Origin of the sequence: Pedobacter agri, from assembly GCF_032678665.1 — a bacterium.
Lineage (GTDB): Bacteria > Bacteroidota > Bacteroidia > Sphingobacteriales > Sphingobacteriaceae > Pedobacter > Pedobacter agri_A.
The window spans coordinates 346,661-363,461 of the sequence record NZ_JAVTSH010000002.1 but is presented as its reverse complement, the minus strand read 5'-3'; the positions used below and the strand labels follow the sequence as shown (position 1 = coordinate 363,461).

The window sequence follows — 16,801 nt, the reverse complement described above, 5'->3', positions numbered from 1 at the left end:
AATGAAGTATACTGGAAGTGATATTTCTGTTGGCGCACTATTTGGCTTCGTAATCGTTTTAACTTTAGTTGAAATGTATTTTAGCTATGCGCATGATAGAAAGTTATATACCAAACGAGATACCTGGACCAATATTTACTTAATGGTTTCAGCAATTGTAATTAACCTCGGCATGAAAACAGCAACATTCTTTTTGTTAGAATATTGCTATCAATTCCGATTATTCCAAATCTCAAATGTTTGGATTTATTGGTTGGTTTTAATTTTAGCACAAGATTTCTTATACTGGTTTTTACACACTGTTGGGCATTACGTTCGCTTTTTCTGGGCGATGCATGTTACCCACCATTCGTCAGAACATTTTAATTTAACCACTGGTTTCCGCTCTACTGTTTTTGAACCATTGTATCGTGTTTTCTTTTATTTGCCTCTGGCATTTATGGGCTTTACTGCCATGGATATTCTTTTTGCATACCTTGTCACGCAGATTTATGGTAATTTGGTCCACACGCAATACAAAATCAATTTCCCAAAATGGTACGAGTATATTTTCGTAACGCCCTCGCACCATCGGGTTCATCATGCCAGTAACGTTCGCTACCTCGATAAAAATATGGGTATGGTTTTAATTCTTTGGGATAGAATGTTTGGCACTTTCCAGGCAGAATTACCTGAAGATGAGATTAAATACGGTTTAACCACACAACCAAAAGATACTGGACCAGTAAACATTATTTTCCATGAGTTTATTGCATTAACAGCCGATGTTAAAAAAGCACCAACATTTATGGATAAGCTGAAGTATCTCTTCAATCCTCCTGGATGGAGCCACGATGGAAGCACAAAAATTGCGAAGATAATGCAACAAGAACTGCATGAAGCAGAAGAAGCAGCAAAAAATAGCAATGTTAAAGATTTTAACGAAAAACGGCGAACATTAAGTTCGACAGGATAATATTATAAACGGTTTGTATTTTACAGGCCGTTTTTTTGTTTTAAAGTGATATTGGAAATGAATGGCTTAGTCCTTTTGGCTTATGCAGCCCTCCCCAACATTGTTGGGGATTACAATCTTTTAAAAACTTCTGTCATTCTGAGGAACGAAGAATCTGCAAGCTATGAAACAGATTCTTCGTTCCTCATAATGACAGCATATTCAGGGTTGCTGCAACAAAAAGTATTTTCATTACTATCAAGTTTAGGAAGTAAGGAAACTGCTTCTTTAGAAAAACTAATGCAACGCTACAATTCGGTAATTTAATTCGTATTTTTGACTAAAGTCGATTTTATTATGACAACATTAACCATACAAGTAAAGGATAATGACACTCAATTTCTTTTAGAGGTTTTAAAAAGAATTGACGCAAAAGTTATCCAAAGTTCTAAAAAGCAAGAATTGCTTGATGGAATCAAACAGGGTATCAAAGAGGCGAAAGAAATTAAAAGCGGAAAAATTGCTCCTTTATCTTTAAGCGATATATGATAAAGGGAATCAAAATTATTTATTCCCCTATCTTCATAAAAAAAGCAAAACAACTCAAAAAGAAACATTTATCATTAGTTAGCGATTTAACTCAACTAGAGTCGATACTTATAACTAACCCAAAAACTGGCACCAACTTGGGTAATGGCATTTTTAAAATAAGGCTTGCCATTAAAAGTAAAGGGAAAGGAAAAAGTGGTGGTTATAGAGTTATCACATATTTACAAACTGAAGATGAAATCACAATGATTTACATCTATGATAAATCAGAAGAAGCAACGATTTCAAAACAAGATATTCAGAAAATTATTGATAGTTTATTATAGCTGTGCCTAAAGTCAACGTTTGGGCTTAGACCTAAACCATAAACCACCATCGCTCTCAATCATCACCCTACCTCATTTCATACCCATCTCAAAAACAGCCTAAATCAAACAAAATTAAATTTTATTAAAAATATTTTCATTTTCCTATTGACAAATTAAATTTTGTTATTACATTTGGCTCATTCAAAAACGAAAATGAAATTATTCAACACATATTACTTTGGTTACTTTTACTTTTTTAGTAAGAGCCGGGGCTAATATGCAAAAAGATATATAACAATATTAAAATGTATAAAAAGTCCCGGCAAACAGCCGGGACTTTTTTGTTTTACGCAAAAATGGAAACGACAAAAAGAGTAGCAATTCAAGGTATTAAAGCATCTTTTCATGAAGAAGCAGCCTACAAATTCTTTGGTAAAAACATCGAAACGGTAGAATGCAACTCCTTTAAAGAAACCTGCGACAAGCTGGAGAAAAATGATGCAGATTTCGTAGTAATGGCTATTGAAAACTCTATTGCCGGTAGCTTGTTACCGAACTATACCTTAATCCGCGATTACGGTTTCTCGGTAGTTGGTGAGGTTTATTTGCCTATTCAATTACACTTAATGGCATTACCTGGTGTAAAATTCGAGGATATTAAAATTGTAACCTCCCATCCTATTGCAATTCGTCAGTGCATCGATTTCTTTTATGATTACCCGCATATTAAAATTGTAGAAAGCAATGATACCGCTGCTTGCGCAAAACGCATCCAGGAAGAAAAATTGACCGACACGATGGCCATTGCAAACAACTTAGCTGCAGAACTTTACGGCTTAAACATTTTAGAGCGTCGCGTTGAATCAAACAAAAAAAATTACACCCGCTTCCTTATCCTTAAAAAAGACAAAACAGATGAGGGAAAGAAAATAAACAAAGCATCAATTTGTTTTCAGGTTGGTCATAAAGCTGGCTCTTTAGCAACTGTACTCAACATTTTCGCAGAGCAAGAGGTAAGCTTAACAAAAATACAATCTATGCCAGTGCTTGGTAAAAGAAACGAATATTACTTTTATGTCGACTTAGAGTGGCCAAGCACAGAAAAATATGATAAAGCCGTTAGAAAAGCATTAAAATATACTTCGAATTTCAACATCCTCGGAGAATATTTAAAGAACGATAAAGTATAAATAAGTCGGAAGTCCTGAGTCAGGAGTCCGAAGATAAATAGTAAGAAGTATAATAATTAAAATCAAAATATAACTCCGAACAACCGAATACGGACTAAAAAACAAGCCATAAATCATGAAACTTAATTTAAACATCCAACCTTTAAACACTTGGTTAACTGTTAACAACGAACCATTAATCATCTCTGGACCATGCAGTGCAGAAACTGAAGAGCAATTATTAACTACAGCACATTTATTGGCTGCAACTGGCAAAGTATCAGTTTTGAGAGCTGGTATCTGGAAACCACGTACCCGTCCGGGAGAATTCGAAGGTATCGGAAGTATTGGTTTAGAGTGGTTAAAACGTGCTAAAGCTGAAACTGGTTTACCAACAGCTGTTGAAGTTGCAAATGCAAAACACGTTGAAGAAGCTTTAGCTGCAGGTGTTGATATCCTTTGGATTGGTGCTCGTTCTACAGTAAACCCATTTACGGTTCAGGAAATTGCCGATGCATTAAGAGGCCATGATGTTCCTGTATTAATTAAAAACCCGGTAAACCCTGATTTACAGTTATGGATTGGTGCAATTGAGCGTATCAATGGTGCTGGTATTACTAAAATCGGTGCAATTCACCGTGGTTTCTCATCATTCGAAAAAAGCTCTTTCCGTAACGAACCAATGTGGGAAATGGCGATTCAATTGAAAACTTTATGTCCTGAATTGCCAATCATTAACGACCCAAGTCACATTTGTGGTAACCGTGAGTTAATTCCTTACATCTCTCAAAAAGCTTTGGATTTAGATATGCAAGGTTTAATGATTGAATCTCATGTTGACCCATCAGTTGCATGGACAGATGCTAAACAACAAGTTACGCCTGCTGCTTTAGCTGAATTGGTAGACCGTTTAACCGTTCGCGAACCTGAAGCACCAAACGAAGCTTTCGCTGATAAATTAGCTGATTTGCGTAAAAACATTGATAAAATTGATGATATTTTATTACAGAAACTAGCTGAACGTATGGCGATTGTAGAAAAAATTGGTGAGTTCAAACGCGATAATCAGGTTACCATTTTACAGGTTAATCGTTGGGATTCAATTATCAAAAAAGGTCACGCTTTTGCAAAAGCTTTGAAATTAGACTTAAACTTTACTGAGAAATTCTTAGAATTGGTACACGGCGAATCGATCCGCAAACAAACTGAAATTATGAATGCTGGTAAAGCTGAAAAAGGAATCGCTGCTGAACAACATACTGAAGTTTCAAAATAAGGTTAACGCTTAGAGCAGAAAGACTAAAGCGAAAAGCAAGTCCTCTGCACCACGTCATTGCGAGGTACGAAGCAATCTTAAAACGGTAGCTACAAAATCAAAGTGATACTATAAATTACAATGCATTGTCAGATGGAAGCATCTGACAATGCATTTGAGAACAAAACCAGAATAAAATGTCAAAAAACGCCTTAGTTTCTTTTAAAGGAACCAAGAATATTCATACGGAAATCCAATTAACAGGTTCAAAAAGCGAGTGTAACAGAGCGTTAATTATAAGCGCACTGAGTAAAAAACTAGTTAAAGTAGAAAATCTATCTAATGCTGCCGATACGGTAACGTTAAATAGCATTCTGAATATTTTAGAAGAAGAACTTGAAGTAGAAATTCAGGAATCGAAAACTGTAGATGTTGGTCCGGCAGGAACGGCAATGCGTTTTCTTTCCGCATACCTATCGGCTAAAAACGGTAACTTCTTATTAACCGGAACCGAACGGATGAAACAACGCCCGATTGGAATTTTAGCAGAAGCGTTGAAAACATTGGGTGCCGATATTTCTTATGCAGAAGCTGAGGGCTTTCCTCCCCTAAATATTAGTGGCCCCCTACATCAAAAAACTGCTCAAGTTAAAATCAAGGGCGATATAAGTAGTCAGTATATTTCAGCATTGCTGATGATTGCTCCTATCCTACCTCAAGGTTTAACCCTGGAAATTGAGGGCGAATTAACATCTAAACCATATGTAGATATGACATTGGATATGTTAGCCGAAGTTGGTATTGAACATTCATGGAATGGCAATTCGATTTCGATAGCACCACAAAATTTCAATCCAGGAACTTTGGTTGTAGAACCAGATTGGAGTGCCGCATCTTATTGGTATAGCATTTCTGCTTTGGCTGATGAAGCAGAAATCAGCTTACCAGCTTTAAAGGAAAAAAGTTTACAAGGCGACAGCCAGATTCAAAAAATCATGAAGATTTTTGGCGTTGCTACTGAAAAAACTGAAAAAGGAATTCTAATTACAAACCTGGGTTTATCTTTAGAAACCAATCAGGTTTTGGATTTAAAAACTTGTCCTGATTTGGCTCAAACGATTGTAGTTATTGCTGCTGCGTTGGGCAAAAACATGTCATTTACAGGTTTGGAAACCTTGAAAATTAAAGAAACTGATAGAATTGTGGCCTTACAAAACGAGCTGGCTAAAATCGGTGTTACTTTAACTGAAGATAATCTTGTTTATACCCTAAATACGGATGAACTTCATTTTCCTGAAAAAATTACCATTGCTACCTACGAGGACCACCGTATGGCCATGGCTTTTGCTCCACTTGCGCTATTAATCAACGAACTTGAAATTGAAGAAATGCAGGTGGTAGAAAAGTCTTATCCTTATTTTTGGGAAGATTTGAAAAAGGCGGGATTTTCAGTAGAAGAACAAGGATAAAAGAGCAAAGATTAAAGACTACGAAACATATAACTTATAACCTAAAACTTTCAACTTAAAATGGCAGGCAACTCATTCGGACAATTATTTCGCATCACCACCTTTGGCGAATCTCATGGCGTAGCCATTGGGGTAATTATTGATGGCTGTCCGGCGCAATTGGATATCGACATGGATTTTATTCAATCAGAATTGGATAAACGTAAACCAGGTCAGTCTAAAATTACCACACAAAGGAAAGAAAGCGATACCGTTCAGATTTTATCGGGTGTTTTCGAAGGGAAAAGTACGGGTACACCAATTGCTTTATTAATTCCTAACGAAGACCAACGTTCGAAAGATTACGGCCATAATGTAGATGTTTACCGCCCAAGCCATGCAGATTACGTTTACGATGCGAAGTATGGCATCCGCGACCATCGTGGTGGCGGACGTTCTTCTGCCCGCGAAACAGCTGCCCGTGTAGCTGCAGGTGCGATCGCAAAATTGTTCTTAAAACAACAAGGCATTGAGATTTTTGCTCATGTCACTTCCGTTGGAACCATTGAAGCTCCGAATTTAGAAAGTAATGATTTATCAGCTTTGCTGGATATCAGAGAGGAAAACATTGTACGCTGTGCAGATCCGGCAACGGCTCATGAAATGATAGAGTTTATTGATTCAGTTAGAAAAGATGGCGATACCGTTGGTGGGAAAATCGGCTGTATAATTAAAGGCTGCCCGGCGGGTTTGGGCGAACCGGTATTTGATAAATTACATGCTGATTTAGGCAAAGCGATGTTAAGCATTAATGCTGTTCATGGTTTTGAATATGGTTCTGGTTTTGCCGGAAGCGAACTAAGAGGTTCTCAACACAACGATATTCCTCAACCAAAAGCTGCTGATTCAAAAGTTTTCAAAACCACCACAAATTTTGCTGGAGGTATATTGGGTGGCATTTCAAACGGAATGGATATTACTTTTAAAGTAGCATTTAAACCCGTAGCAACCATTATGCACAACCAGCAAACCATAAATGCCGCAGGCGAAGCTTCTGAAATTAAAGGCAAAGGCCGCCACGATCCTTGCGTGGTGCCAAGAGCAGTGGTTATTGTGGAAGCAATGGCAGCATTAGTGTTAGCCGACCAGTTTTTGAGAAATAAAGTGAGCGTGGTTTAAAATCCGTCATTGCGAAGCACGAAGCAATCTCACTCAGAAAAAAATTGCTTCGTACCTCGCAATGATGAAAACATATACTTTCATTCAATTATAATCAATTATGAAACTTCTCTCCATCCTACTCCTTTTCATCAGCATCAATACTTTTGCTCAATCCTATTCAGCACAAATCAGCAAGCATCGCGATAGCTATATGCAGGATTTTATTAAAGAATCCAATTCCCCGCTTAAAGAAGCTGATTTAAAAAATCTTCATTTTTATGATGCTGATAGTAGCTATAAAGTTTTAGCAATTGTTGAACCTTTAAAAAATGAAAAGGTGTTTAAAATGCCAACCTACGATGGCACAAGCAAGGAATTTTATCGCTTTGCGAAGATAAAGTTCAGCTTAAATGGGAAAGATACAGAAATGACATTGTATAAAAATGTTGCTTTGGCCAGTAATCCTGCATATAGAGATTTATTGTTTCTGCCTTTTACTGATGAAACCAATAACAAGGAAACTTACGGCGGTGGAAGATATATTGATTTGAGTTCGAAAGAAATCATCGATAACAAAATTGAGGTCGATTTTAATAAAGCATATAATCCTTATTGTGCGTATAGTGATGGCTACCGTTGCCCGGTTCCGCCAGAGGAAAATGATTTATCAATAGAGATTAAAGCGGGGGAAAAACTTTATACCGGAGAGAAAAAGCACAAGAGGTAATACATTTCTCTTAGAAACATTATTTTAAGAATATTTTATTTTTTAGGGCATATTTTTAGAGTATATTTAAAACAATACAATTTAAAAACCTGTATATACTAAATTAATAATCTATCCCAATGTTATATAAGTGTATAATTGTCGATGACAATGAAATCGAAAGAGACGCATTAGAAATGCATCTGAAAAAAATTTCATCACTACAAATCGTTAAGGTATGTACAAATGGTATCGAAGCTGCTGAGGTACTTTCTACTACCGAAATTGATCTTGTTTTCTCTGATATAGATATGCCCGAACTATCTGGCATGGCTTTATTAAAAAGTGTGAAAAACAAACCTTTATTTATATTTATAACCTCACATAGTGAGTATGCGGTAGAAAGTTATGATTTAGATGCCATCGATTTCATTGTAAAGCCAGCAACCTTTGAGCGCATTTTAAAAGCAGCCAATAAAGCCATTGAGTATTTAGAGCTTAAAAAACAAGTGACTTTTGATGGAAATGATCAACTAGAACTTAAAAAAGATAATGAAGATTTCTTCTATTTTAGAGAAACAAAAGGAATAACCAAGCTGAAATATAGCGATGTGGTTTATATTGAAAGCATGGGTGATTTCTCAAAGCTGTTTACCAGTAACGATAAACATGTAATACTCGTTAGCTTAAAAAACCTTGAAAAACAACTACCAGAAGAGATTTTTACACGGGTACACAAACAGTACATTATCAACACCAACCATATTGCTACATTAACTAATCACGAAGTGCATCTAGATTATAATTTCATCGTTCCAATTAGTGCATCAAACAGGCAGGAGTTAATGGAAAAGTCTATCGACAAGAAAATCTTATCAAGATTTATTAAATAGTTATGATTTAACCTTGCGCTCTAATTTATCTTTATTTAATCCCTGATCTAGAAGATAAACCATAAAACTGCAACTCAATTTACTGAAATAAACAATTTTTCTGAATTGAGGCATAACATTTTTTGTGAGAGGTGACTGATTACGTATTATTTACAGGTCGAAATCACAAACTATATGTTACAACACGTGTGAAAAGTTGATTATTTTAAGGCAAACAGTAGATTTTAAGAAGGTTATCGTAGAGATAACATAATTACCTGGGCAAAATAATTGTAAAAGTAGTTCCTCCTGATGGATTTTGTTGAACCTGAATTTCCCCTTCCATCAAACCGATAAACGTTCGGCAAAGCATCAACCCCAACCCAGTACCTTTTTCTTTGTTGGTTCCTAAACTGCTCACTCCTGCACCCAAATAGCCAGGTTTGTTAAAGTGAGTAATTTGCGCAGCTGTTAGCCCAACACCAGTATCCGTAATTTTGATTGCAAGCTGATCACCAACAACAGTTGCATCTACAAAAATACTTCCACCGGTATCCGTAAATTTAATTGCGTTACTTAGTAAATTTCTAATTACGAGCGACAGCATGTTCTCATCGGCTTTGCAATGCACACATTCTTTTAGGTTATTATTTATGACAATACCTTTTTGGTTGGCTAGTTCTTGCAATGACCGAATAACATCTGCTACCACTTTCTCAATATCAAGCGACTCCAGATGCGCACTAAATCCCTGCATTTGGCTAGCTGCCCAATTAAGCAGATTTTCCATCATGGTAGAAGTATAGGTAAGGTTATTTCTTAGTGATGAGGCGTATTTCGTTAACTTAGCCTGCTCAATCGTACCACCTTCAAGCAGCTGGATAAATGAAATAATTGAATTTACCGGAGTTCGTAAATCATGGCTTACCACACTGAAAATTCTATCCTTTACACGGCTTAACTGCTCGAGTTCTCTCTTTTGCGAGCTGATAATTTTGTTTAAACGTGTAGTTTTCCGCTGGTTTAGAAAAATAACCAGTGCGGTTAACAGAACAAGTGTAATGGCTACCGTAAGGAAAATTTTTACACGCCAGTCGAATTTTATTTGCTCATCCTGTTTTACGATTTGTTTATCTCTCAGTGAGGTTTCGTATTTCGACTGTAACTTTGCTCGCTCAAATTTATTTTTCTGCACTTCGCGATCTATCTCCAAATCCACCTGTTTTTTTAAAAAAGTGAGGCGCTGAAGTGATTTTTCTTTATCGCTTAAAGCCAATTGCTGCTGTTTTAAAAATAGCTCTTGCTGTTGCTGTTTTGCAAGTAAAACCTGTTTCTGAAGTTCAATATCAGTTATTTTTTGTTTAAATTGATAATCTTTCTCCTTAAACCCGAAATCAATTTGCATTTGTCGCCGGGTTATTTCTTTCTCTTTATCTTTGTTAAAAATTTGATCTTTTACTATGATGTACTCCTTATAAAACGATAAAGACTCGTCGTATTTGTTTAACCTCTCATAAATATCACTTAAACCCAATGCGGTTTGTTTTTTAATTTCTAGTAAATTATTCTGCTTGGCAATTTCGTAGCTGTTAGCGTAAAGCACCAGTGCATTTTCATAATCTTTTTGCTTTAGATAAAAACTTCCCAAAGCGAAAAGACAATCAGCATATAAATTTTTATCATCGCCGCCCTTACTAATTTGAATTGCCCGCTGGTAAGATTTGAGCGCTAAATCATCTTCGCCCAGTTCATTATAAACGTTTCCTATATTTTGTTTGTTAGATGCAATTAACCCTTTATCGTTGAACGATTCAGCAATTGACAATGATTTTTCGAAATTAAACAGGGCTATTTGCAGGCGATCCTTTTCATTAGTTCCCATTTTCACTAACTCATCTTTCGATGCATCGAGATAAGCGGATCCGATTAAATTATAAACAACTGCAACTCCTCTTCCATTAGGCTCATTTTCAGCAAATACCTTGAGCGCCATTTGCAGATAAACCAAAGATTGGCTGGCTTTGCCTAAATCCTGGTAGATACTTGATATGTTGGTATAACAACTTGCCATATCCAGGTCATTCCCTAATCTCTCGTAAATGGCTATGGCTTTCTGGTTAACTTCTAACGATTTGGCATAATCAGGTATGTTGGCATACATTGCACCCATGTTCAGGTAAGTACCCGCGATCATGTCTAAATTTTTTGTAAGGGTAAACTCACCAATTGCATTTTTGTAGTTTGTTTCTGCTTTTAAATAGTCGGTCCGCCCATGATAAAACAGTCCTCTACGGTAATAAGCCATTGCCGAAAAGGCATTCAGTTTAAGTTGTTGCGCAAGTTGAATGGTGCGGTCGACATAATCCTCCACATGATCTGCATCCTTCATACGCATGTATTGCCGATAAACTTCTGTTAAAATTTTAACCTTGGTCGAATCAATCCGGTTGTAACTTTGGTTTCTAAGCAATAAACTATCCAATCGTTTTTGCTGATCAGCTGTTTGGGCAAAGCTAGATGTTTGTAGCAGAAAGCATAATAAAAAGAACACGTAAAACTGCCTGCTGATATCTTTTTTGCAAGAAAAAAAATGTTCGAAACAATATGTTAGTCCTTTACTCAACATCTAATTTTAAGAAAGGTTATTGCCGAAAAAAAAGAATATACGGTTGAAGCAAATGGGATAAACTGGAAACATAAAACAGGATGACAGACGTTAACTTAATGTAATATAAAGGTTTTATTACAAAACTAACGAATAATCGAATTTTTTCTACTAAAATTTTAGTATCAGGCCAGAATATTCCTTTTTGATCTATAACCCTTTAAAAAATCGACGGGTATTTTACAGGATTCGCATCATGCATCATTCCATAGATTGTTTCAATGATATCATCTACCGATGGCTTACTAAAATAATCACCATCTGAACCAAACGGTGGGCGGTGTGCCTTCGCTGATAATGTTTTAGGTTGTCCATCTAAATTGAAATATCCGTTCTGTTCTTCCAAAATCTTTTGCAGGATATATGCTGATGCTCCACCTGGAACATCTTCATCCACAACCAATAACTTATTTGTTTTTGATAATGAAGCTGCGCAAATATTGGTGGTATCAAACGGTAAAAGGGTTTGTGGATCGATAATTTCAACCGAAATGTCCATGCCTGCCAATTCTTCTGCTGCTTCCTGAACCAATCTTAATGATGAGCCATAAGATACCACAGTAATGTCAGTGCCTTCTTCTAAAACCTCAGCCTTACCTAGAGGAACCGTAAACGCCCCAACATTATTCGGAAGTTTTTCTTTTAAACGATAACCATTTAAACACTCAATAACTACTGCAGGTTCATCTGCTCTGAAAAGCGTATTGTACATCCCGGCAGCCTGAGTCATATTTCTGGGCACACACAAATGCATGCCACGTAAAGAACCCAGTAACATGCCAATGGGTGAACCTGAATGCCAGATTCCTTCTAAACGATGTCCTCTGGTTCGAACAATTACCGGAGCTTTTTGAATGCCTTTTGTACGGTAAGATAAAGATGCGAGATCATCACTTAATACATTTAAAGCAAATATCAAATAATCCAGGTATTGAATCTCGGCAATTGGTTTTAAACCCCTCATGGCTAATCCAATGCCTTGTCCCATAATGGTCATTTCACGGATGCCAGTATCTGTAATTCTTAATTCTCCGAACTTGGTTTGCAGACCTGCAAAACCTTGATTTACGTCGCCAATATTTCCTAAATCTTCTCCAAAAGCTACAAGTCTTTGATCACGGGCAAAATTTTCATCGAAACAGGCATTTAAAACTTCTCTACCGTCTACCATTTTCGAAACGTCATCGTAAACTGCGTCAACTATATCAATTTTATCGGGACTTTCATTACCTTGCGTATGGAGTTTAGAATTATACCTATCGGCATTTACAGCAACCTGAGCTTGATACCATTTCAACATTTCATCCCTTTCTGCAGAAGCGTTATTTGCAGAAAGCCGAATAGCCTTACGGGCAGCCGAAAAAACCTCTCTTCTTTGCGCATCAGCGGTTGAAGCAAGCTGGGCAGAAATTTTTGCCAATTGTGGTTGGTGTTTCGCCATGCCACTAATCAAGTCAACTACCTGCTTTTGCTCTGGTTTAATACTATCTAAAAATTCATTCCATGCTTCTTTTTGCGCATTCCGAACAAATATTTTTGCATTTTTTTCAACTTCTAAAATTTCTTCCTCGGTAGCAACTGCTGAATCCAACATCCATTCTCGCATCTTCAGTATGCAATCATGCTCATTTTCCCAGGTTAAACGATCTTTAGACTTATACCGCTCATGAGACCCGGAAGTGGAATGCCCCTGAGGTTGCGTGAGTTCTGTAACATGAATAAGCACAGGAACATGCTCTTCTCTACAAACCGCAATTGCTTTTTCATATACCTCGCATAAAGCGGGATAATCCCAGCCTTTTACTTTGTAAATTTCGTATCCAGGTTGTTTATTATCTCTTTGAAAACCTTTAAGAACCTCAGAAATATCTTCTTTTGTAGTTTGATATTTGGCCGGTACAGAAATACCATAAGCATCATCCCAAATAGAAATAGCCATTGGAATTTGCAATACGCCAGCAGCGTTTATCGCTTCGAAAAATACACCTTCAGAAGTTGAGGCATTGCCAATGGTACCAAAGGCCACCTCGTTTCCGTTTACCGAAAAATTCTTCAGGTACTCCAGTTCTTTATTGTTTCTAAACAACTTCGATGCATAGGCCAAACCTACCAGTCGGGCCATCTGACCACCAGTTGGAGAAATATCAGAGGAACAGTTTTTAATTTGGGTTAAGTCATTCCAACTACCATCTTCATTTACTGATTTGGTAGCGAAATGGCAATTCATTTGCCTGCCTCCAGAAAAAGGGTCGGCGCCCTCTGTTGGGTTTGCGTATAATTGAGCAAAAAATTCCTTTATTGTAGAAATCCCTACCGCAAAGGCAAAAGTTTGATCGCGGTAATAACCAGAACGCCAGTCGCCATTTTTAAAAGCTTTCGCCATGGCCAACTGAGGAACTTCTTTACCATCGCCGAAAATACCAAATTTAGCCTTCCCCGTTAACACTTCCCTACGCCCTAAAATGCTAGCTTGTCTGCTTTCAAAGGCGATTTTATAATCACTAATAACGATACTTTTAAAGTCGTTAAAACTTAATTCGGAACGGTCAATAGAGTTGGTTATAAATTTTTCATTCTGCGTCATAATCAAATATTGGTTGCGGCAAATATATACAAAATTAAAAGTTTGCCTTAAAGTTGAATTGTAAAATTATATATGGATGAGCAAAATATAAGTGGAATAGTTTTTGTTTTAAGCTGAAAACATTAAATTTGTTTTAATAAATTTTAAATAAATAATTTCAAACATAACATGAAAAAGATCTTAGTATTATTCGCTTTTGTATTAGGTTTTGGTATTGCTGCAAATGCACAGGCTAAACCTGCTGAATTTAAATTTGAAGCTGAAACACATGATTTCGGTAAAATCACATTAAATAAACCCGTTACGTTCGACTTTAAATATACTAATGTTGGAGAAGAGCCTTTAATTATTACTAAAGCTGAAGCAAGCTGTGGATGTACTGTTCCAAAATATACCACTACGCCTATTAAAAAGGGTGAATCTGGTGTAATTTCGGTTACTTTCAATGCTGCTGCTGGTCCATCTCCTTTTTCAAAAGCCGTAACCATTACTTCGAATGCTAAAACGCCAATTAAGGTACTTTACATAAAAGGCGAAACAGTAGCTGCAAGCTCAGCAAGTTCTAAGTAATATTTTTAATAATAGCATTTAAAGTCCCGGTTTTCACCGGGACTTTTTTATTTTTGTACCATGCCAAAAATTTCACAAAAAGGTTTGCAGATGCCTGCATCACCAATCAGAAAATTAACCCCATTTGCTGATCAAGCAAAACAAAATGGTAAAAAAGTTTTCCACCTAAATATAGGTCAGCCTGATATTGAAACTCCGGAAGGGATGTTGAATGCAATCAAAAACATTGATTTTAATGTTTGGGCATATACACCTTCTGAAGGTACTTTAGCTTACCGTTTAAAATTAACTGAATACTATAACAAACTGGGCTACAACATTAAGCCTGAAAATATTCTGGTAACCGTTGGTGGCTCTGAAGCCATCACCATTGCCATGCAAACTTGCGTAAATGAGGGTGATGAGATCATTATACCGGAGCCGTTTTATGCCAACTATAACGGTTTTGCATGCATGAGCAACGTAGTCGTTAAACCAATTTTATCTTACATCGAAAATGGTTTCGCCCTACCCCCAATTGCTGAATTTGAAAAGTTAATCACAGAGAAAACTAAGGCCATCATTATTTGCAACCCAAATAATCCGACAGGCTATTTATATTCGAAAGAAGAGCTGGAAGCTTTAAAAACACTTTGTGTTAAGTACGATTTGTTTTTATTTTCAGATGAAGCGTACCGCGAATTTTGTTACGATGGGCGTGAGTTTATTTCTCCGATGCATTTAGATGGATTAGATGAGCATGTGGTAATTATGGATACTGTTTCTAAGCGTTACAGTGCCTGTGGTGCCCGTTTGGGATGTTTAATTACTAAAAACAAAGAAGTTATTGCTTCAGGATTAAAATTTGCTCAAGCCAGACTTAGTCCGGGTATGGTTGAACAAATTGCCGGAGCTGCAGCTGTTGATACACCAGATAGCTATTTCGAAAAAGTAAATACTGAATATACTTTACGCAGAGATACCTTAGTGAGCAGATTAAACAATATTGAAGGTGTATTTTGCCCGAACCCTGGAGGTGCCTTTTATGTGGTTGCGAAATTCCCTATTGATGATGCTGACAAATTCTGTCAATGGATTTTAGAAGATTTTAGCCATGAAAACCAAACGGTAATGATGGCACCAGCGACCGGATTTTATTCAACCAAAGGATCAGGAAAAAATGAAGTAAGAATGGCTTACGTATTGAATACGGAGGAATTGAATAAAGCTATGGATTGCTTGGAAATTGCGCTTCAACAATATCCCGGAAGAATGATATAATTCTAAGAAAAAAATAGAAAGGCTCGCAACTCAATTGTTGTGAGCCTTTTTTATGAATATACTATGCTGCGATGGATGTCTGCATAAAATTCATTGACCTCAAGTCCATCTATTTTACCCCTTTTTATAGATAAACGATTACTTTTATTTGTTGCACTGAATCTGACCAGACATGATAGGCGATATTGAATTGTGATGACAAATATCAAAATAATGATTATTTGTAAGCGTAGGTAGTCAAATAAACACTAATAATACTACCAAAATAGTAGCTTTACTATATGAATCAAGATAGACGAATTTCAGCACATATTATGGGGATGGATGATTACGAAATCAGAATGATTGAACTGATTGCAGATGGGTTTACGCATATTGAGATTAGTGAAAAACTCAATCTGAAAACAAGTAAGGTTTTAAACCTCAGAAAAAACCTCATTAGCAAAACGCGGACAAAAAACATTGCTTCACTGGTTTCATTTGCATACAAATATGGAATACTGAAAGTATAGAAATAATTTCGCCTGAATTGTAGTTATTTACGAAGACCTAAATGTTAGAGATGATCAAATAGATTGTATTGCCGATCATTAAAAACAAAAGATTTGTAGGAAATAACGCAAATCAATCAATCTCTCATCGAGTGCGATAAAATAAATACCATTTCTTAACGTGCCAGACCAGATAATAATAGTATTCTAACCAATCCCGATACCTAAACCTTATAGTCCAAAAAGGCCATTTATAATAAAAGCAGATCTGACAACCTTTAGGGAATTTTAAATCCCTAATTGATGTACGCTCACACAATCAAATTATTTATCATGCTCATGACTGTTTCAGTATTTGCCTTTGGCCAGCAAATTTATCAGTCGGGCAAATATCCTCGTCAATCTATTCGACCCGGCAGCCAGGTAATCAAAGGTAAGCTGATCGACAAATTTGTAAACAAAGGTTATTTCTGGTATAGCATTCTCAATCACGATAAGATCTATAAAATTAGTGTTATGAAGTCAGCGTTTGACAGTGCTGACGTACATAGCAATGTTGCTATCTTTAATTGCTTCCCGATATCCAGTAGAAAATGGAAGTGTGAACCTGCAAAAAAGAAATCTACATTTATGCAACGGAACGTTTTCTATGCTAATGCTCTGGAAAAATAGCGGACCAAGAAACTTCGCTGGAAGCCTTTCATGTGGATTCGCTATTCTATCACCTTTCGTTAAATTGGGTACGAAATTATAACAGGTGCTTACCCAAGTATGATGCCTTATTGCAGACCTTAATTGCCTCCGAAATATGCCTGCAGCGAGCTTTTTT

Annotated in this window: 16 protein-coding genes; 14 read left to right on the top strand and 2 right to left on the bottom strand. The window is 36.6% G+C overall.

Annotated elements, in window-relative coordinates; all coding sequences use genetic code 11:
* Position 1 precedes the first annotated feature (1 nt).
* The 10 genes from R2Q70_RS05135 to R2Q70_RS05090 all read left to right on the top strand — a co-directional run bounded on the left by R2Q70_RS05135 (position 2) and on the right by R2Q70_RS05090 (position 8,423).
* Complete coding sequence (locus R2Q70_RS05135) at positions 2 to 955, top strand: sterol desaturase family protein (RefSeq protein WP_316806580.1); 954 nt, start codon at positions 2 to 4, stop codon at positions 953 to 955.
* Positions 956 to 1,012: 57 nt separating this feature from the next.
* On the top strand, positions 1,013 to 1,261 hold the full coding sequence (locus R2Q70_RS05130) for a hypothetical protein (RefSeq protein WP_316806579.1): 249 nt from the start codon (positions 1,013 to 1,015) through the stop codon (positions 1,259 to 1,261).
* 30 nt (positions 1,262 to 1,291) lie between these two features.
* Entirely contained in the window at positions 1,292 to 1,483 is a 192-nt protein-coding gene (locus tag R2Q70_RS05125; protein ID WP_316806578.1) for a hypothetical protein, read from the top strand.
* Complete coding sequence (locus R2Q70_RS05120) at positions 1,480 to 1,809, top strand: type II toxin-antitoxin system RelE/ParE family toxin (protein WP_316806577.1); 330 nt, start codon at positions 1,480 to 1,482, stop codon at positions 1,807 to 1,809. The genes R2Q70_RS05125 and R2Q70_RS05120 overlap by 4 nt, the downstream gene beginning before the upstream one ends.
* A 338-nt stretch (positions 1,810 to 2,147) precedes the next feature.
* Positions 2,148 to 2,981, top strand: coding sequence for a prephenate dehydratase (locus tag R2Q70_RS05115; protein ID WP_316806576.1), 834 nt, complete (start codon positions 2,148 to 2,150; stop codon positions 2,979 to 2,981).
* A 115-nt stretch (positions 2,982 to 3,096) separates the two neighbouring features.
* Complete coding sequence (locus R2Q70_RS05110; RefSeq protein WP_316806575.1) at positions 3,097 to 4,236, top strand: chorismate mutase; 1,140 nt, start codon at positions 3,097 to 3,099, stop codon at positions 4,234 to 4,236.
* Positions 4,237 to 4,412: 176 nt separating this feature from the next.
* Complete coding sequence (gene aroA / locus R2Q70_RS05105) at positions 4,413 to 5,684, top strand: 3-phosphoshikimate 1-carboxyvinyltransferase (protein WP_316806574.1); 1,272 nt, start codon at positions 4,413 to 4,415, stop codon at positions 5,682 to 5,684.
* A gap of 60 nt (positions 5,685 to 5,744) precedes the next feature.
* Positions 5,745 to 6,842: a chorismate synthase gene (aroC, locus tag R2Q70_RS05100; protein ID WP_316806573.1), complete on the top strand. Its 1,098-nt coding sequence runs from the start codon at positions 5,745 to 5,747 to the stop codon at positions 6,840 to 6,842.
* A gap of 100 nt (positions 6,843 to 6,942) precedes the next feature.
* Positions 6,943 to 7,551 (top strand): DUF1684 domain-containing protein, encoded by a 609-nt coding sequence (locus R2Q70_RS05095; protein WP_316806572.1) that lies wholly within the window; start codon positions 6,943 to 6,945, stop codon positions 7,549 to 7,551.
* 119 nt (positions 7,552 to 7,670) lie between these two features.
* Positions 7,671 to 8,423, top strand: coding sequence for a LytTR family DNA-binding domain-containing protein (locus R2Q70_RS05090; protein ID WP_316806571.1), 753 nt, complete (start codon positions 7,671 to 7,673; stop codon positions 8,421 to 8,423).
* A 253-nt stretch (positions 8,424 to 8,676) separates the two neighbouring features.
* Here the strand turns inward: R2Q70_RS05090 and R2Q70_RS05085 are convergent, their stop codons facing one another.
* Complete coding sequence (locus R2Q70_RS05085; protein WP_316806570.1) at positions 8,677 to 10,884, bottom strand: tetratricopeptide repeat protein; 2,208 nt, start codon at positions 10,882 to 10,884, stop codon at positions 8,677 to 8,679.
* Positions 10,885 to 11,227: 343 nt separating this feature from the next.
* Positions 11,228 to 13,651 carry a thiamine pyrophosphate-dependent enzyme gene (locus R2Q70_RS05080; RefSeq protein ID WP_316806569.1) on the bottom strand — a complete coding sequence of 808 codons (2,424 nt, stop codon included), beginning with the start codon at positions 13,649 to 13,651 and terminating at the stop codon, positions 11,228 to 11,230.
* Between the two features lie 168 nt (positions 13,652 to 13,819).
* Here R2Q70_RS05080 and R2Q70_RS05075 point away from each other — a divergent pair, with 168 nt between their 5' ends.
* The 4 genes from R2Q70_RS05075 (at position 13,820) to R2Q70_RS05060 (ending at position 16,644) form a co-directional block, all read left to right on the top strand.
* Positions 13,820 to 14,221: a DUF1573 domain-containing protein gene (locus R2Q70_RS05075; protein WP_316806568.1), complete on the top strand. Its 402-nt coding sequence runs from the start codon at positions 13,820 to 13,822 to the stop codon at positions 14,219 to 14,221.
* A 60-nt stretch (positions 14,222 to 14,281) separates the two neighbouring features.
* Entirely contained in the window at positions 14,282 to 15,481 is a 1,200-nt protein-coding gene (locus R2Q70_RS05070; RefSeq protein WP_316806567.1) for a pyridoxal phosphate-dependent aminotransferase, read from the top strand.
* 281 nt (positions 15,482 to 15,762) lie between these two features.
* Entirely contained in the window at positions 15,763 to 15,993 is a 231-nt protein-coding gene (locus tag R2Q70_RS05065; RefSeq protein WP_316806566.1) for a helix-turn-helix transcriptional regulator, read from the top strand.
* A 282-nt stretch (positions 15,994 to 16,275) separates the two neighbouring features.
* Positions 16,276 to 16,644 (top strand): hypothetical protein, encoded by a 369-nt coding sequence (locus tag R2Q70_RS05060; protein ID WP_316806565.1) that lies wholly within the window; start codon positions 16,276 to 16,278, stop codon positions 16,642 to 16,644.
* The last annotated feature ends 157 nt before the right edge of the window (positions 16,645 to 16,801 follow it).